Origin of the sequence: Blautia glucerasea (assembly GCF_020537505.1) — a bacterium.
Classification (GTDB): Bacteria; Bacillota; Clostridia; order Lachnospirales; family Lachnospiraceae; genus Blautia_A.
In genome coordinates this window covers 36,103-54,514 of sequence record NZ_JAJBMO010000008.1, presented here as the reverse complement: position 1 = coordinate 54,514, position 18,412 = coordinate 36,103, and the positions used below count along the sequence as shown (strand labels likewise).

Genomic DNA, 18,412 nt, shown 5'->3' with positions numbered 1-18,412 from the left:
TATATAGAAACTTTTTGTAGCAACTATTACAAATGCAGTTCTATATGACTCAATCTTAATATACATTGATTGACCGCCAGTTAATGTTCTATAGTGAGTGTTGCCATATTGTTTAGTAAAACAAGAATTCATGCTAAAGGGCACCTCCCAAGGTGTCTTTTATTATGGATTTTTATCCGGAAAGGAGGAAAAACCCGATGATATTCGAACAGGAAGCCAGTATATTTTCCAAGGAATATACCCTAAAGCGCTTCCAGGCAGCAGAAACCGCAATCCAGGTAACTCAGGGAAAAATTACCGCACTGATCAGTGAATCAGAACTGATTGAACTGCAGAACAGCAAGGCAACCATGTACAGTAAACTTGCATCAGCCGTACTGGATATAAACAGCCTTCAGCTGCAGTTTTCCGATATCAGCAGTAAATACGATACCGTAACCGGTCAGTACAGTTCCCTGGATGCAAAAGTAGCAGATTACAAAGCAGGCCTAGATGGACTCTCAGTAAATCTGACCAACCTTAGTACCAGGATAAACAATGACTATTCCACGACTACGGCAATGAATGCAGCTATTAAAGCCAGCGTGGATGGGCTGTCAAGTACTGTCTCACAGACTTATGCGACAACGCAAAATGTTAAATCTTCACTGGCAGAAGCGGATACCAATGCAAAGAAATATGCAGACAGTGCACAGAACACCGCAATAAGCCAGGCACAGCAAGACGCAACGTCCAAGGCAGATGCAGCAGAATCCAATGCAAAAGCAGATACAGCCAATAAACTGAAGAATTATTCCACTACTGTAGCCATGAATTCTGCAATCAAGCAGATGGCTGACAGTATAACACTTAGCGTTTCCAAGACCTATGCGACAGGAGCAGATCTCTCAGCTGGTCTATCCGGCGCAGACCAGAAGGCTAAAAACTATGCGGACAGTGCCTTACAATCAGCGGATAAATCCGCAAAGGGATATGCGGATGCGGCACAAAGTGCAGCCGTAAAAGCTGCGAATGCAAATACAGAAGAACTTCTGAAATCGTATCCGACTGTAACTGCTATGGAATCAGCTATTAAGCAGAATGCGGATTCCATCACAGCATCTGTTTCAAAGACTTATGCAACTAAGGAGGGGCTGAGCGACGCTAGTACAAAGATATCAAATCTAGAGACCTGGAAGTCCCAGGCCGCACTGAAGATCACAGATTCCGCAATCGTCAGCACCGTAACCAGTTCCACATCCTGGAGCAAAAAGGCAGACAAGGCCAGCCTGATCTCCCAGATCAACCAGTCTGCAGAAAGTATTTCCATTAACGCGAGCAAGATCAATTTAAACGGCGTGGTGACAGCCAACAGCTATTTTAAGATTCTCACTACCGGAGCAATGGAGTGTACTTCTGGAAAAATCGCAGGCTGGCTTATTGGAAGCCTGACGCTGAAATCCGCAAACAGCTCTATAATCTTGGATGCAGCCAATAACAAGATCACAACAACGACAGGCAAAAACGGCTATGGAACAACAATTACTCCTGGATACATAGATGTTGGAGATATTACAGCGAATTATATGTTTTCCAGTACAGGACAGTTAGGCGCTGACGGAACCACGCTTGCATATTTAAGAGTTCGGAGCCCTTTTGATGATGGTGGAAAATATAGCGGCGGCGTGGAAATAGTTGGAACAGGTTCTACATCAAGTGGTGCAAAACTGGTTCTTGATTCAGACGGGAAAACAATAGCCAAGCTGGCTTCCTCATCCAGAAGATACAAGGACCATGTCGGAGACATGACAGAAGAGGATGTGGAAAATCTGTATAGCCTTCCAGCCGTATTTTTTACTTATAAGCCTGGCTATCTTGTCCGGGACAGTGCCGTTCCCATTCCCGGGCTTTATGCAGAGGATGTGGAAAAATATCTTCCCTTAGTTGCCAGATACCAGGATGGAAAGATTGAAGACTGGAACGAAAGAGCACTGATCCCGTATCTGCTCAAGGCAATCCAGCTGCAGCACAAAGAAATTGAAGCACTAAAAAGAAAGGTGGCGTGAAAATCGAATGAACGAACCCAGGGCGAGACCGTGTAACCGGTCTTATTTTTATACCATAAAATAATATAATAAGAAGGAGAACACATAATATGAAGGTGATTGATACGTATAATGCTATTGTTGGCGCAGCTGTTGCTGTATTGAGCTATATCTTTGGAGAGCACTGGATCCTGTTTGCATTGTTCCTGGCATTTAATGTTGCCGACTGGATCACAGGCTGGATGAAAGCCAGACTGACACACAAGGAAAATTCCAAAGCCGGATGGAAAGGAGTCCTGAAAAAACTGGCTTACTGGATCATGATTGCGGTAGCCTTTGGGGCATCTGCAGTGTTTGTGGAGATCGGAAAAACGCTTGGTGTTGATCTGGGAATCACCACATTACTTGGCTTCTTTGTACTGGCATCCCTGTTAGTAAATGAGATCAGGTCTATTTGTGAGAATCTGGTGGAGATGGGAGTTGACGTCCCGAAGATTCTGATCAAGGGACTGGAAGTGGCAGACAAGGCAATCAATAAAGATGGAGAAGATATTGACGAGGGCGAGTGATCGCCCTCCTTTTTGAAAGGAGAATTTCAACATGAAATATTTTATCTGTGTAGGTCACGCGAACTATGGCGGTGGCGTCATCTCATCTGCAGATGGCACCAGCAAGGGTGGCGTGAACGAATATAAGTACAACAAAGAATTGGCACCTTATGTGTGTAAATGGCTCCGGGAAGCAGGTCATAAGGCAACACTGTGTATTGCTCCGGAAGGTCAGCTGCACTCCCTGAATGATGAAATCAAGTATTTCATTGAAGAAGAGCATAAACAGAACTATGATCTGTCTGTTCAGCTTCATCTGAATGCCTTTAATGGAGAGGCATATGGCTGTGAAGTATACTGCTACAATGCAAATGGACTCCCGGAAGCCCAGCGGATCAGCGCGAAGCTTGGCACTGTCTGGCATGACAGAGGAGCTGAAGAACGTCCAGGTTTGTACTGGACCAGAAAGACCAAGGCAAAAGCTGTCCTGGTAGAATCTTTCTTCTGTGATAACAAGGACGATTATGCCAAAGCGAAAAAACTTGGTATGGAAGCTCACGGAAAGCTGATCGCAGAGGGTATTCTGGGAAAAACGATCACAATTGCGCCAGCGCAACCAAAAGCAAAGTATTACATCCAGGCTGGAGCCTACGGAACAAAAGAAAATGCAGACGTGATGGTGAAAGTGCTTAAGAAAAAAGGATTTTCAGCAAGTATCCGCAAAGTATCCGGCTCCGTCCCATACCGTGTCCAGGTTGGCACCTACAGAACAAAGAAAGCTGCCAACAAAGTGGTGAAGAAGCTGAAGGCAGCAGGCGTCACAGTCCTGGTGAAGAACCTGTGATGTCGAAATCTGTCGCACTATCTCGCACGATAAAACTCGACAGATGAGAAAGAATCTGGTACAGTAAAACTGAACATGAGATTTCCCTTAGACAAGAAAAGCCTTTACAATCCCGCGAGTTGCCCCTCAGGAGAGTAAAGGCTTTTCTTCTTATTAAATATTGTATCATCTATGAAAATTTGAAATTATTAGTCTGCCCCCAGGGGGCAAATAGGGGGCAAATTTTTGACAACCCCTGACATTTCTTGAAATCCTAAGCAACAAAAAATCCCGTAAAATCAAGGATTTGACAGGATTTATATAACATATGAAATATGAAAAAGTGCCGGCAGTGGGACTTGAACCCACACGTAGTTGCCTACAACAGATTTTGAGTCTGCCTCGTCTGCCATTCCGACATGCCGGCGGTTGAACAATTGATATAATAGCACATTATAAAAATAAAGTAAAGATGAAATTATGAAAAGTTTATAAATTTTCGGGACAGAATATTGATATTCATACACGGAAATGCTAAAGTATTTAACAGTTTACAGAAAATGGAGGAAATACCAATGAATATTGACCATAAAAAACCAGAGAATCGGCCATTGTACATTTTTGTACTGGTAGCTGCCTTGGTAATCCTTTTCCTGAACATTTTTGCCATTCCTGCTATGCAGGAGCGTTCTGTGGAGAAGACGGACTACAGCACATTTCTCAGCAATGTGGAGCGGGGAAACGTGTCCAAAGCAGAGGTACAGGATGATTACATCTATTACGTAGTAAGAAAGAATGGAGAGGATGTGGTATGCAAGACGGTACGCATGGATGACCCGGATCTGGTAAGCCGTTTATATGAGGCCGGAACCAGTATGGAGGCAGTGGAACCACAGAAACAGTCCATTTTCCTCAGTCTGGTGATCGGATATGTGATCCCGATCGTCATTTTTATTTTACTTGGAAAATGGCTGAGCAAGAAGATGATGAGTTCCATGGGCGGCGGCCCTGGCGGAGCAATGTCTTTTGGAAAAAGTAATGCCAAGGTGTATGTAAAGTCTTCCACAGGAATCAAATTTACAGATGTAGCAGGTGAAGATGAGGCGAAAGAGCTTCTTACAGAGATTGTAGATTATCTCCACAATCCTCATAAGTACACAGAAATCGGAGCTTCCATGCCGAAGGGTGCCCTTCTGGTAGGCCCTCCAGGTACTGGTAAGACGCTTCTTGCCAAGGCGGTTGCCGGAGAAGCGGAAGTGCCATTTTTCTCCATTTCCGGTTCTGAATTCGTGGAAATGTTTGTAGGTATGGGTGCTGCCAAGGTGCGTGACCTGTTTAAGCAGGCTAATGAGAAAGCACCGTGTATCATATTTATCGATGAGATCGATACCATTGGTAAGAAACGTGACAGCGGAAGCTTTACAGGCGGAAATGATGAGCGTGAGCAGACACTGAACCAGTTGCTTACTGAGATGGATGGATTTGACGGTTCCAAGGGAGTTGTGATCCTTGCCGCTACTAACCGCCCGGATTCCCTTGATCCGGCGCTTCTTCGTCCAGGCCGTTTCGACAGACGTATTCCAGTAGAGCTTCCGGACTTGAAAGGCCGTGAGGAAATCCTGAAAGTCCATGCCAGGAAGATCAAGATTGCAGACAGTGTCCGTTTCGATGACATTGCCAAGGCAGCAGCCGGAGCTTCCGGTGCGGAGCTTGCAAACATTGTCAATGAGGCAGCCCTTCGTGCTGTCCGTGATGGCAGAAAGTTTGCAACCCAGGCAGATTTTGAGGAGAGTATTGAAGTGGTTATTGCCGGTTATCAGAAGAAGAACCGGGTGCTTTCCAATAAGGAGAAGTTGATTGTATCTTACCATGAAGTGGGACATGCACTTGTGGCAGCCAAGCAGACAGATTCTGCTCCGGTGCACAAGATCACCATTATCCCCCGTACTTCAGGAGCCCTTGGATATACCATGCAGGTGGATGAACAGGAACACTATCTGATGTCAAAGGAAGAACTGGAGAATAAGATCGCCACCTTTACCGGAGGGCGTGCGGCAGAAGAGCTGATCTTCCACAGCATTACAACAGGGGCATCCAACGATATTGAGCAGGCAACCAAGATCGCCAGAGGCATGATCTCACGTTATGGTATGAGTGACGAGTTCGATATGGTTGCCATGGAGAGCATGAGTAACCAGTATCTGGGCGGTGATGCAAGCCTTAGCTGTTCTTTTGAGACACAGACTCTTCTGGACAAGAAAGTGGTAGAGCTTGTTCGCAGACAGCATGAAAAAGCATATAAGATCCTGGAGGAAAACATCAACAAACTCCATGAGCTTGCCAAATACCTGTATGAACATGAGACCATTACAGGAGAGGAATTTATGAAGATTCTGAATGATCCGCCAAAAGTGCCTGCAGGTGCAGAAGAATAAAAAACAAGTAACTGTTTAGTGCCTTCACAGTTGCAAAAACAAATAAAAAGAGAGACAGCAGAAGATACCTTGTTTTGTTTACTGGTTACTGTTCGCTGAACAGAAACATGGGTATCTTCTGCTGTCTCTTGTGTTTTTGTGGGGATTCGGATATAATAAGTCATATGGTCTGTGAAAGAGAGGTGTGCTTCCATGAATTGTCAGACAGCAGAGAGTATGGTAACCAGATATATTGAGCATGATCTGTCAGTAGATGAGCTGGAAGGGTTTCTGAATCATGTGGAGAATTGTCCTTCCTGTTATGATGAACTGGAAACGTATTTTATTGTGCATGCCGCTATGCAGCAGCTGGATGAAGAGAGCAGGAACGCAACGTTTGACCTCCGGGAACTTCTGGAGGAGGATATCCGCAGGTCCAAGCATCATATATTGAGAGAAAAATTTCGCCGGGCATTAAGTGGAGTGGGTTTTTGTGCACTGATCGCCGGGCTGGGCGGATTTTTGATCTATATTATTATGCAGGTATTATAAAAGTGCAGCATTATGGTTATACAGGAGGCACATATGTATAAAAAAATTTTATTGATAGATGGTCACAGCATCTTAAACAGGGCATTTTATGGCCTTCCGGATCTGACAAATTCAGAAGGTGTGCATACAGGTGCCGTTTACGGCTTTTTAAATATCCTGTTTAAAGTGCTGGGAGAGGAAAATCCAGAATATCTGGTGGTGGCTTTTGACAGAAGTGGGCCTACCTTCCGCCATGGAAAATACCCGGAATACAAAGGCACGCGGAAGCCTATGCCGGCAGAACTGAAGGAACAGATCCCCCTTCTAAAAGAGTTGCTTGAAAAAATGGGAATCCATACCGTTTCTCTTGCTGGCTTTGAGGCCAATGATATTCTTGGCACACTGGCAAGAAAAAGTGAGGAAAAAGATCTTGACGTAACCATTCTTTCCGGTGACCGCGATCTTTTACAGCTTGCTACAAAGAAAACCATGATCCGTCTGCCAAAGACTGCAAAAGGACAGGCCGTGATAGAAGATTATAAAGAAGAACAGGTGCAGGAGCGCTATCAGGTTACCCCTGCCCAGCTCATAGAATTAAAAGCTCTTATGGGTGACTCTGCCGATAATATTCCCGGAATTCCAGGTGTGGGAGAGAAAACAGCTACAAAGCTGATCGTAGAATATGGATCTGTAGAAAATGCTTTTTCCCATGCAGATGAAATTCCACAGAAACGGGCCAGAGAGTCTTTGAAAGAGAATTACCAGCTGGCACAGCTGAGTAAAGAGCTTGCCACCATAGACACCAATTGCCCGGCAGCGTTTGATCAGGAGAAATTTAAACTGGGAGATATCTATACCAAAGAAGCTTATGAGCTTTGCAGAAAACTGGAATTTAAGAATTTCCTGGCGAAATTTGATCCGGCCCAGGTCAGTGAGAATACCATGGAGCAGGATTTCTTCACCTGCAGTGAGTTTGGCGGCTGCGAGTCCCTTTTTGCAAAAGCAGGACAGGCAGAGAATGCAGGAATTGCTCTTCTCTGGGACAAAGAGGGCGTCTACGGTGCTGGCGTAGCTTTAAGCGAAAATGAAATCTATTATATTCCAGTAGAAGGAGTGGTAAGCGCTGGATATCTTGGAGAAAAGATCGGAAGGCTTGGAGAAACCACCACGGTCTGTGCCATGGATGTCAAAACCATGTTAAAATGTGCGGAAATGAACCCGGATGCAAAAGTGTTTGACTGTGGAATTGCCGCGTATCTTCTGAATCCACTGAAAAGTACCTATACCTATGAAGAACTGGCCCGGGACTATCTGGATGGAAAACGCCTTCCGTCAAAGGAAGAGCTGCTTGGAAAAACATCCCTGAAAAAAGCCTGGGAAGAAGAAGTGCCGGAACTTTCGCATCTGGCATGCTATATGGCGTATACGGCTCTTGCCACCAGAAAGCCTCTGGAAGAGAAGCTTCAGGAAACTGGCATGTGGAAGGTGTATACGGAAATTGAGCTTCCTCTTGTATTTACCCTGGATTCCATGGAAAAATGGGGAATCCAGGTAAAAGGGGAAGAACTGAAAAATTATGGAGACAAGCTGACTGTCCGTATTCAGGAGCTGGAAAAGCTGATCTGGCAGCAGGCAGGGGAAGAATTTAATATCAATTCTCCCAAGCAGCTTGGCGTGATCCTTTTTGAAAAAATGGCCATTCCAGGTGGGAAGAAGACAAAGACCGGCTATTCCACATCCGCAGATATCCTGGAAAAGCTGGCTAAAGAGAACCCTATCGTAAATGATATTCTGGAATACCGTCAGCTCACCAAGCTGAAATCCACATATGCAGATGGTCTTGGAGCCGTGATCGGAAAGGATGGCAGGATCCATTCTACCTTTAACCAGACCATTACGGCGACCGGCCGTATCAGCAGTACAGAGCCAAACCTTCAGAATATTCCAGTCCGCATGGAGCTTGGAAGACTGATCCGAAAGGTATTTGTGCCGGAAGCAGGCTTTGTCTTTCTGGATGCAGATTATTCCCAGATCGAGCTGCGTGTACTTGCGCACATGTCCGGAGACGAGAAACTGATCGAAGCTTATAGGGAAGCAGAGGATATCCATAGGCTGACAGCTTCCCAGGTTTTTCATATCCCTCTTGAAGAAGTTACGCCTTTGCAAAGACGAAATGCCAAGGCGGTAAACTTTGGTATTGTATATGGGATCAGCTCCTTTGGCCTTAGTCAGGACCTTAGCATTACCAGAAAAGAGGCTGCAGCTTATATCCAGAAATATTTTGAGACCTATCCAGGTATCAAGGGCTTCCTGGAGGGACTTGTAGAGCAGGGAAAAGAAAACGGCTATGTTTCCACCATGTTTGGCAGAAGAAGACCGGTTCCGGAATTGAAGTCCAGCAATTTTATGCAGAGATCCTTTGGCGAGCGTGTGGCTATGAACTCTCCAATCCAGGGAACTGCCGCAGATATTATCAAAATTGCCATGAACCGTGTATACAAGCGTCTTCTGGACGAAAACCTACGGTCCAGGCTTGTGCTGCAGGTCCATGATGAGCTTCTGATCGAGACCTGGAAAGAGGAAATCCCTCAGGTTTCCAAAATCCTGGAAGAGGAAATGAAAGGTGCAGCGAATCTGGCAGTAGAGCTGGAGGTTGACATGCACCAGGGGAATAACTGGTATGAAGCAAAATAAAAACTGGATGTTGTTAAAATAAAGGAGAAGAAAGCCAGAATCAGCAGGAAATAAAACAAATGAAGATAATTGGGATAACAGGAGGTGTAGGCGCCGGGAAGAGTACGGTGCTTGCCTATCTGGAGAAAAAATACAATGCTTTTGTCATACAGGCAGATGAAGTGGGACATATTGTAATGGAACCGGGACAGGAGTGTTACCAGCCTGTCATCGATCTGTTTGGAAAAGAAGTGATAAAAAATGATAAAACTATTGACCGGAAGAGGGTTTCCGATGTAGTATTTGGACAACCGGTTTTTTTGACCCGCTTAAACGGGATCATTCATCCGGCTGTGAAACAATATATTTTAAAAAGCCTGGAGGAACAGAAAAGAAAAGGGAGAAAGCTGTGCATTGTGGAGGCTGCCCTTTTTCTGGAAGAACATTACCAGGATTTTTGCGATGAAGTATGGTATATTTACACAGATGAGGAAGTCCGTATTCAGCGCCTGATGGAGAGCAGAGGATATACAAGGGAGAAGTCTCTTGGAATTATTGGAAACCAGGCCAGCGAAGCATATTTCCGTGCCCACACAGATTACGTGATAGAAAATAATGGCGATCTGGAAAAAACGTGGAAGCAGATCGATGAAGGAGTAAGAAGAAATGAGACTTTGTAGCATTGCCAGTGGAAGCAGTGGGAACTGTATTTATGTGGGATCAGAAGAGACACATGTTCTTGTAGATACAGGGATCAGCGGAAAAAGGATCGAGCAGGGACTGAACCAGCTGGAGATTACTGGCAGGGACATTGACGCCATTCTGGTTACTCATGAGCATTCCGACCATATCAGCGGGCTTGGGGTGATGGCACGCAGATATCACATTCCGGTTTATACCACAGGTGGAACCGCAGATGCCATCAGCAGAATGAAAAATATGCAGAATCTTCCAGAGGATACGTTCCATGAGATCGTGGAAGACCAGGATTTTCATATCAAGGATCTGACCATACATCCTTTTTCCATTCCTCACGACGCGGCGCAGCCGGTTGGTTACCGTGTGGAGTGTGAGGACAAGGCGGTTGGGATTGCTACAGACCTTGGGAAATATAACGATTACATAGTAGATAATCTACAGAACCTGAATGCCCTTTTGCTGGAGGCTAACCATGATATCCGCATGCTGCAGGTAGGAAGCTATCCCTATTATCTGAAGCAGCGTATTTTAGGAGACCGGGGACACCTTTCCAATGAAAATGCGGGAAGGCTGCTTTGCAGGCTTTTGCATGATGATATGAAGGCAATCTTCCTTGGACATTTGAGCAAAGAAAATAACTACGAGGCCCTTGCTTATGAGACGGTGTGCTCAGAGGTAACCCTTGGAGATAATCCATATAAATCAAAAGATTTTCAGATACAGGTTGCGAAACGGGACAGTATTTCAGACGTGGTTGTGCTGTAGCAGCATGCAACGGCGATAAAAGTGAAAGCCAGGTTTCTGGCAGATGTTCCGTTTTTATATACAGATTATGGGAAATGTGAGAATAAGACAAAACATTCCCGTGAGACAGTCAAATATGGGCGTGAGACCCAAACACAGGAGGAGTATCATGAAAAAAACAATCATCACAGTAGTAGGAAACGACACCGTTGGTATTATCGCAAAGGTATGTACCTATCTTGCAGAGAACCAGGTAAATATTCTGGACATCTCCCAGACGATTGTACAGGGATATTTTAACATGATGATGGTGGCAGACACCAGTGCTTCAGACAAGGAAATTGCAACTCTTTCCAAGGAACTGGCTGCTCTCGGGGATGAGATCGGCGTTGTGATCCATTGCCAGCATGAGGATATTTTTAACGTAATGCATCGGATCTAATCTATAATCTTATCTGGAGAAAGGAACACGAACGCTATGATTAATATGTTTGAGGTAAACGAGACCAATAAAATGATCGAGCAGGAGAACCTGGATGTGCGTACCATCACCCTTGGAATCAGCCTGCTTGACTGCATTGACAGTGATCTCGATAAAGTAAACGAGAAAATTTATAACAAAATTACCACATATGCCAGGGATCTGGTAGAAACCGGGGAGAAAATTTCTGCCCAGTATGGAATTCCCATTGTAAATAAACGTATTTCTGTAACGCCTATTGGTCTTATTGGCGGGGCAGCCTGTAAAACCACAGAAGACTTTGTGACCATCGCCAAGACTCTTGACCGAGCTGCCAAGAAGGTGGGAGTAAACTTTATCGGCGGATATACCGCTCTTGTAAGCAAAGGAATGACGCCTGCGGAAGAGCTTCTGATCCGTTCCATTCCACAGGCTCTTGCCAGCACAGAGCGTGTGTGCAGTTCTGTAAATGTAGGATCCACAAAGACCGGGATCAATATGGATGCAGTGAAGCTTATGGGCGAGATCGTTCTGGAAACAGCACAGGCTACCAGGAATCAGGATTCTCTTGGCTGCGCCAAGCTGGTAGTATTTTGCAATGCACCAGATGACAACCCGTTCATGGCAGGCGCCTTCCATGGCGTAACAGAGGCAGATGCCATTATCAATGTTGGTGTCAGCGGACCTGGCGTTGTAAAAACAGCTCTTGAGAAGGTAAGAGGAGAGGACTTCGAAACTCTCTGTGAAATGATCAAGCGTACTGCATTTAAAGTAACCCGTGTGGGCCAGTTGGTTGCCAGAGAAGCGTCTAAGATGCTTGGGGTTCCATTTGGTATTGTGGATCTTTCCCTTGCACCTACACCGGCTATCGGAGACAGTGTAGCGGAGATTCTGGAAGAGATCGGCCTTGAGAGAGCAGGTGCGCCTGGAACTACAGCAGCTCTTGCCCTGTTAAATGACCAGGTAAAAAAAGGCGGCGTAATGGCTTCCACAGCAGTAGGTGGATTAAGTGGCGCATTTATTCCAGTCAGCGAGGATCAGGGAATGATCGATGCGGTAACTGCAGGTGCGCTTACCATTGAGAAACTGGAAGCTATGACCTGTGTATGCTCTGTAGGACTTGATATGATCGCAGTGCCTGGAGATACCAAGGCCTCCACCATTTCCGGCATTATTGCAGATGAAGCAGCAATCGGAATGGTAAACCAGAAGACCACTGCAGTCCGTTTGATCCCGGTTATTGGAAAAGGTGTGGGAGAGACTGTTGAATTTGGCGGCCTTCTTGGCTATGCACCGATCATGCCAGTGAATAATTTCTCCTGCGAGGCATTTGTGGCAAGAGGCGGAAGAATCCCGGCACCGATCCATAGCTTTAAAAACTAAGCTTGCGAAGCAAGCGCTACTTCTTGTGCCTGTCACAAGAAGGTTCCTCTTTTTTGCGAAGCAAGCGCTACTTCTTGTGCCTGTCACAAGAAGGTTCCTCTATATTTAAATTTGTACTTGACATTCTTACATCACTGTGCTAAAGTATAAATCAGTTAAACCGATGAGAAAGAGTAGTAAATCAGATGCAACATTGAGTCATTATGAATGGACTGAGTAATGGCTTGCCAGAGAGCGGAGGACGGTGTGATCTTCGTATGAAGCGGCTGATGGAATGGACTTTCGAGGGCGGCCCGAAATTGTAATTGGGGAGAGTAGGCGCCGACGGGAACCGAACCCGTTACCAATCAGGAGTGTATGTTTGTACATGAGAAAGTGGACGATTTGTCAATTTGAGTGGCACCGCGATAATAAGATTTTATTACCGTCTCAAAGAACAACAAGGAATGTTGTTTTTTTGAAGACGGTTTTTTAATACCCTGGAAAGCCCACAGCGGTTGCTGATGGACACGGGAGACAGATACCACTCATTCTTTCTCGCAGACAAGATGCGGAGGATCGGCTCAGTTATCTTCCAGCCAATTTTAAGAGAGAGAGGAAAAACACTATGAAAAAAAGAATGATCGCAATCGCAGCAGCAACAATGGCAACTATGATGATGGCAACACCTGTTCTTGCAGAGGACTATAAGATCGGTATCTGCAACTACGTGGATGACGCTTCCCTGAACCAGATCGTAGACAATCTGGAAAGCCGCCTGAAAGAAATCGGCGATGAGAAGGGTGTAAACTTTGAAATTTCCTATGACAACTGTAATGCAGATGCCAATGTTATGGAGCAGATCATCTCTGACTTCCAGGCAGACGGCGTAGACCTTATGGTTGGCGTTGCTACACCGGTAGCTATGCGTATGCAGGCAAGCACAGAAGGAACAGACACACCGGTTGTATTCTCCGCAGTGTCAGATCCAGTTGGTGCAGGTCTTGTAGAGTCCATGGATGCACCTGGCGCAAATCTTACCGGAACAAGCGATTATCTGGATACCGCTTCCATTATGAAACTGATCGAAGCTGTAAACCCGGATACCAAGAAGATCGGACTTTTATATGATATCGGACAGGATTCCTCCACAGCAGCCATTGAAGCAGCAAAAGCTTACATGGATGAGAATGGAATCGAATATGTTGAGCGTACCGGAACCACCACAGATGAGGTTCAGCTTGCAGCAGACGCACTTGTTGCAGATGGTGTAGATGCAGTATTTACCCCAACAGACAACACCATTATGACAGCAGAGCTTTCCATCTATGAGAAATTCATTGATGCAGGAATCCCACACTACACAGGAGCTGATTCCTTCGCATTAAACGGAGCATTTGCAGGATACGGTGTTGACTATGCAAACCTTGGCGCCAAAACAGCAGACATGGTAGCAGACATTCTTTTAAACGGTGCTGATCCGGCAACCACTCCTGTAGAGACCTTTGACAACGGTACTGCAACTGTAAATACAGAAACCTGCGAAGGCCTTGGCCTTGATTTTGAAACTGTCAAAGCAGCTATGGAGCCTCTTTGCACACAGGTAAATGAGATCGTGACAGCAGAGAGCTTTGACGAACTGGAAGCAAATTAATGATTAACCGGAGGAAATGATCGTGACACTGGCTACTGCACTCTCCTTAGGAGAAACTGCCCTGAAACTTGGACTGATCTGTTCACTGACTGTCCTTGCATTGTTTTTAAGTTATTCTATGCTGAATGTCTGCGACCTTTCTACAGACGGCTGCTTTACTTTAGGCGCCGCTGTAGGAGCTGCCGTGGCAGTCAGCGGACATCCTTTTTTATCTATCCTGGCAGCAATGCTCGCTGGAATCTGTTCCGGCTTTGTAACCGGATTTTTGCAGACGAAAATGGGCGTAGACAGCCTGCTTGCCGGAATTATTGTGAATACAGGCTTGTATTCCATTAACATCGCTGTGATGGGAGGCTCTTCCCTGATCAACATGAACCGTACAGATACGGTATTTTCCATGATGAAGGATGCCCTGGCAGATACCCCTCTTAAGGGAAGATCAGACATTCTTGTTGCACTGATCGCAGTAGTAGCAGTGGTTGCCTTTCTGGTAGTATTTTTGAAAACAAGACTTGGTCTTGCAATCCGGGCGACAGGAAATAATGCGGATATGGTGAAGTCATCCTCCATCAATCCGGTATTTACAACGATTATCGGACTTTGCATTGCAAACTCTTTTACCGCATTGTCCGGATGTCTTCTTTCCCAGTCCCAGAAATCAGTGGATATCAATATCGGTCAGGGAATGGTTACCATTGCCCTTGCATCTCTGCTGATCGGTGGAACCATCCTGGGAAAAGGCGGAATCTTTGTGAGAGCTGTGGGAATGGTACTTGGTTCCTTTATTTTCCGACTGGTCTATACAGTGGCACTGAGATTTAACATGCCAGCCTTCATGCTGAAGCTGGTATCCTCCGTGATTGTCATTCTGGCAATCTCCGGTCCGTATCTGAAGCGTCAGTGGCCGCAGCTGAAACGAAGAATGACACACCAGAAGGGAGGAATCTGATCCATGCTAAAGCTTTCACATATTTCCAAAACCTTTAACCCGGGAACGGTAAATGAAAAAGTTGCGATCAGGGATTTGTCCCTTCATCTTGAAAAAGGTGATTTCGCAACCATCATCGGTTCCAATGGAGCTGGAAAATCCACTATGTTTAATGCCATTTGTGGGGATTTTCTTACAGATTCCGGATCCATTGTTCTGGACGGGGAGGACATTACATTTATGCCCCAGCATGCCAGAGCGAAAAATATTGGCCGATTGTATCAGGATCCTATGAGAGGAACGGCACCTGGAATGACCATCCTGGAAAATCTTGCTCTTGCAGCTGGTAAGGGCGGCTGGCTTTCCCGTATTTCCAAAAGTGACAAACAGCGCTTCCGTGAGCAGCTGGCTCTTCTGGATATTGGACTGGAAGACCGCATGAACCATCCGGTGGGACTTCTCTCCGGTGGTCAGAGACAGGCGCTTACCCTTTTGATGGCGACCATGAATCCGCCGAAACTCCTCCTTCTGGATGAGCACACCGCAGCTCTTGACCCAGGAACAGCCGAGAAGGTGCTGAACCTGACAAAGAGAATTGTGGAAGAACATCACCTAACCTGTCTGATGATCACTCACAATATGCAGTCTGCGCTGGAGCTTGGAAACCGTATTCTGATGATGGATTCCGGTGACATTGTTCTGGATATTAAGGAAGAAGAGAAGAAGGGACTTACTGTGGAAGGCCTGCTTGATAAGTTTAAAGTTGGAGCAGGAAAGAAACTGGATAATGACCGTATTCTTCTTTCTAATGAAAAATAAAAATGGAGCCCTGGCTATGACGAGAACTGTGATAGCCGGGGCTTTTTACTTACGCGGGCAATGGGCCAAAGTCCGTGCTTGCACGAGACCTTGGCAACTGCCACGTTTGACTTGGAAGAGAATCAGCTGCCTGAAAAATATTAAAAACAAGGCGCTGCCTAAATACTTATTATAGAATAACGATCTGCTGTCTGTATTCATGCGTATAAACAGCAGTATTTTTTTGCGCCAGAATACTTTCGTAAAGATTGGATGCGAGGGTTGTTTCGTTTAACAACTCCATAGCCTGAGGCACATTTTCGAGTGTTTTAGGGGCATCCGGCAATTTGGTAAGCAGAGGAATACGGCCACGCTTTTTTATTTCCCCCAGAAGTGCAGAACTGTCTTTTCGAAATCCCAGAACCCGGGCATAAGGAATCTGTGCCGGCACATTCTGAATATGAAGAAGCATGTGAAGCAGTGCCCTCTGGATCCTGGTACGTGTGATCTCCTTGGTTTTCAGAAGGTCAGCAAACTGGGAAAAGGTCTGGTACTGATCCCGGCAGGCGAGGATCCTTCTTGCAAGAGAATGAGAAAGATCCAGGTAAGTGCACAGGCTTTCCTCGGTTTCCAAAAGAAGACAGTAGCGGTAAAGAACGTCCAGATCATTTTCCAGGAGAAAACGGTTTTCGGAAACCTCCTGTAAAAACAAATTTCGGCTGGATTTTGGTAAAAAGTTTTCTGTCAGATCCGTAAGGAGGGCGTCCCCCTGCGCCGATGCCCCGTGAAAATCTGATGAAGTAAGGTGCATGCTGCCGGTAAGGGCTGATGAGCAATTGTCTGCACGCTTTATGCCTGAAATGGCATTTCGAATCGCGGAAGCAGAGGGAAATTTGTTCTCGGATAAAGTATTCTCGTGATAATCATCTCCCTCGCGTTTTATGGCGACTGGTGAAATGGAACTGCTTTCCCGCAAAATAGCCTTGCAATATTCGATCCCAAGAATGTTATTAGGGGAAGAAAGTATCTGCTGGTATTTTTCAGATTCGGGCAGAACAGCAGCAAGAGCCAGGCTTCTGGCTTTGGGAAAGGTCATCCCCTCTTTCAGATTCTGGCGAAGGGCAGTCTGAAATTCTTCTGGTTCTTCCACCAGGATTTTTGCCAGCTCCATAAGGATATCCGTATTGCCGCATTCGCTTCCAAAACAAAGCAGATCGGTAACCCCAAGTCCGTTTAGAAGCTGCACGCCTCCTCTGGCAAAAAGCTCTGCGCTGGCAGTGGAAATAGAAACTGGCAGCTCCAGAGCCAGGTCTGCTCCGCTTCGAAGAGCCATTTCAGCGCGTACATATTTGGAAAAAAGAGCAGGGGTTCCCCTTTGGACGAAATCGCCGCTCATGGCAATGACCACATAGTCTGCCCCAAGTTTTTCCCTTACATAGTTTATCTGATATTCATGCCCTGTGTGGAATGGATTGTATTCTGCAATAATTCCGACTGTTTTCATAAAATTGCACCTCAAAAAATACGTTGTTCTTCCATATTCTAACATTGAAAAGCTTGAAATACAAGGCGGGGTGGCGTATAATGAGGATAAGTTACTGAAAGGGAAAGGGATATTTATGCCAGTTCCCAGAGGATTACTGTAACAAATGAAAGGAGCCATTTAATCATGGGATTTATTGATGTAATCAAAGAAAGAGCAAAATCCAGCATTAAGACAATCGTACTGCCAGAGACAGAGGACATGAGAACTCTTGAAGCAGCAGACAAAATTTTAAAAGAGGGAATTGCTAAGCTTGTACTTGTTGGTAATGAGGAAGCAGTTAAGAAGAGCGCAGCTGAAGGCGGCTTCGACATTTCCGGTGCACAGATCGTAGATCCTGCAACATCTGAGAAGACTCAGGGATATATTGACAAATTAGTAGAGTTAAGACAGAAAAAAGGCATGACACCAGAGCAGGCTAAGGAGATCCTTCTGAACCAGTATCTGTATTATGGTGTTATGATGGTTAAGATGGGCGATGCAGACGGTATGGTTTCCGGAGCTTGCCACTCTACAGCTGATACCTTAAGACCATGCCTTCAGATCCTGAAGACAAAACCAGGTACCAAGCTTGTTTCCGCATTCTTCCTGATCATCGTTCCGGATTGCGAGTACGGCGCTAACGGTGCATTCGTATTCGGTGATTCCGGTCTGAACCAGAACCCGAATCCAGAAGAACTTGCAGCAATCGCAGCTTCTTCTGCTGAGTCCTTCAAGCTTCTTGTACAGGAAGAGCCTGTAGTAGCTATGCTTTCCCATTCTACTAAGGGAAGTGCGAAACATGCAGATGTTGATAAAGTTGTTGAGGCTACCAAGATCGCGAAAGAGCAGAATCCAGACCTTGCACTTGACGGAGAGTTCCAGCTTGATGCAGCTATCGTTCCAAGCGTAGGTGCTTCCAAAGCTCCAGGAAGCCCGGTTGCAGGTAAGGCTAACGTCCTGATCTTCCCAGACCTTGATGCAGGAAACATCGGATACAAACTGGCTCAGCGTCTTGCAAAAGCAGAAGCTTACGGACCTATCACCCAGGGTATCGCAAAACCTGTAAACGACCTGTCCCGTGGATGCTCCGCTGACGATATCGTTGGTGTTGTAGCAATCACATCTGTACAGTGCCAGGCTCAGGACTAATTTGGAATTAGTCTGAAAAGGGCTGAATCGTATTGTGATTGAGGGCACATGCCCTTGAAGAGATACCAGAGGAATAAAAT

At 45.7% G+C, this 18,412-nt stretch carries 15 protein-coding genes and 1 tRNA gene; 14 read left to right on the top strand and 2 right to left on the bottom strand.

Features of this window, described 5'->3' with window-relative positions:
- The first annotated feature begins 197 nt into the window (after positions 1-197).
- The 3 genes from LIQ05_RS08785 to LIQ05_RS08775 all read left to right on the top strand — a co-directional run bounded on the left by LIQ05_RS08785 (position 198) and on the right by LIQ05_RS08775 (position 3,416).
- Complete coding sequence (locus LIQ05_RS08785; protein ID WP_226819978.1) at positions 198-2,045, top strand: tail fiber domain-containing protein; 1,848 nt, start codon at positions 198-200, stop codon at positions 2,043-2,045.
- A gap of 89 nt (positions 2,046-2,134) precedes the next feature.
- A complete protein-coding gene (locus LIQ05_RS08780; RefSeq protein WP_195409210.1) occupies positions 2,135-2,593 on the top strand; it encodes a phage holin family protein in 459 nt (152 codons plus the stop codon).
- A 31-nt stretch (positions 2,594-2,624) separates the two neighbouring features.
- Complete coding sequence (locus LIQ05_RS08775) at positions 2,625-3,416, top strand: N-acetylmuramoyl-L-alanine amidase (protein WP_226819976.1); 792 nt, start codon at positions 2,625-2,627, stop codon at positions 3,414-3,416.
- Positions 3,417-3,739: 323 nt separating this feature from the next.
- On the opposite strand, the gene LIQ05_RS08770 is transcribed toward LIQ05_RS08775, so the two are convergent.
- A tRNA-Leu gene (locus LIQ05_RS08770) sits at positions 3,740-3,822 on the bottom strand.
- Positions 3,823-3,970: 148 nt separating this feature from the next.
- Between LIQ05_RS08770 and ftsH the strand changes: the two genes are divergently transcribed.
- The 10 genes from ftsH to LIQ05_RS08720 all read left to right on the top strand — a co-directional run bounded on the left by ftsH (position 3,971) and on the right by LIQ05_RS08720 (position 15,679).
- On the top strand, positions 3,971-5,830 hold the full coding sequence (gene ftsH / locus LIQ05_RS08765; RefSeq protein WP_226819974.1) for an ATP-dependent zinc metalloprotease FtsH: 1,860 nt from the start codon (positions 3,971-3,973) through the stop codon (positions 5,828-5,830).
- A 192-nt stretch (positions 5,831-6,022) separates the two neighbouring features.
- Entirely contained in the window at positions 6,023-6,361 is a 339-nt protein-coding gene (locus LIQ05_RS08760) for an anti-sigma factor family protein (protein ID WP_226819973.1), read from the top strand.
- A gap of 33 nt (positions 6,362-6,394) precedes the next feature.
- Entirely contained in the window at positions 6,395-9,034 is a 2,640-nt protein-coding gene (gene polA / locus LIQ05_RS08755) for a DNA polymerase I (protein WP_226819971.1), read from the top strand.
- A gap of 59 nt (positions 9,035-9,093) precedes the next feature.
- Positions 9,094-9,693 (top strand): dephospho-CoA kinase, encoded by a 600-nt coding sequence (coaE, locus tag LIQ05_RS08750; RefSeq protein ID WP_226819969.1) that lies wholly within the window; start codon positions 9,094-9,096, stop codon positions 9,691-9,693.
- A complete protein-coding gene (locus LIQ05_RS08745; RefSeq protein ID WP_226819967.1) occupies positions 9,680-10,477 on the top strand; it encodes an MBL fold metallo-hydrolase in 798 nt (265 codons plus the stop codon). The genes coaE and LIQ05_RS08745 overlap by 14 nt, the downstream gene beginning before the upstream one ends.
- A 148-nt stretch (positions 10,478-10,625) precedes the next feature.
- The gene (locus LIQ05_RS08740) at positions 10,626-10,898 is read left to right on the top strand and encodes an ACT domain-containing protein (RefSeq protein ID WP_226819966.1); all 273 of its coding nucleotides are present in this window, start codon (positions 10,626-10,628) and stop codon (positions 10,896-10,898) included.
- A gap of 36 nt (positions 10,899-10,934) precedes the next feature.
- The gene (locus LIQ05_RS08735) at positions 10,935-12,299 is read left to right on the top strand and encodes a PFL family protein (RefSeq protein WP_226819964.1); all 1,365 of its coding nucleotides are present in this window, start codon (positions 10,935-10,937) and stop codon (positions 12,297-12,299) included.
- Positions 12,300-12,906: 607 nt separating this feature from the next.
- Positions 12,907-13,932, top strand: a complete 1,026-nt coding sequence (locus tag LIQ05_RS08730; protein WP_226819962.1) for an ABC transporter substrate-binding protein — start codon at positions 12,907-12,909, stop codon at positions 13,930-13,932.
- 22 nt (positions 13,933-13,954) lie between these two features.
- Positions 13,955-14,881 carry an ABC transporter permease gene (locus tag LIQ05_RS08725; protein WP_226819960.1) on the top strand — a complete coding sequence of 309 codons (927 nt, stop codon included), beginning with the start codon at positions 13,955-13,957 and terminating at the stop codon, positions 14,879-14,881.
- A gap of 3 nt (positions 14,882-14,884) precedes the next feature.
- Positions 14,885-15,679 carry an ABC transporter ATP-binding protein gene (locus LIQ05_RS08720; protein ID WP_226819958.1) on the top strand — a complete coding sequence of 265 codons (795 nt, stop codon included), beginning with the start codon at positions 14,885-14,887 and terminating at the stop codon, positions 15,677-15,679.
- A gap of 169 nt (positions 15,680-15,848) precedes the next feature.
- Here the strand turns inward: LIQ05_RS08720 and LIQ05_RS08715 are convergent, their stop codons facing one another.
- On the bottom strand, positions 15,849-17,162 hold the full coding sequence (locus LIQ05_RS08715; RefSeq protein WP_226819956.1) for a nucleotidyltransferase family protein: 1,314 nt from the start codon (positions 17,160-17,162) through the stop codon (positions 15,849-15,851).
- Between the two features lie 165 nt (positions 17,163-17,327).
- Here LIQ05_RS08715 and pta point away from each other — a divergent pair, with 165 nt between their 5' ends.
- Positions 17,328-18,332: a phosphate acetyltransferase gene (gene pta / locus LIQ05_RS08710; protein WP_117853900.1), complete on the top strand. Its 1,005-nt coding sequence runs from the start codon at positions 17,328-17,330 to the stop codon at positions 18,330-18,332.
- The last annotated feature ends 80 nt before the right edge of the window (positions 18,333-18,412 follow it).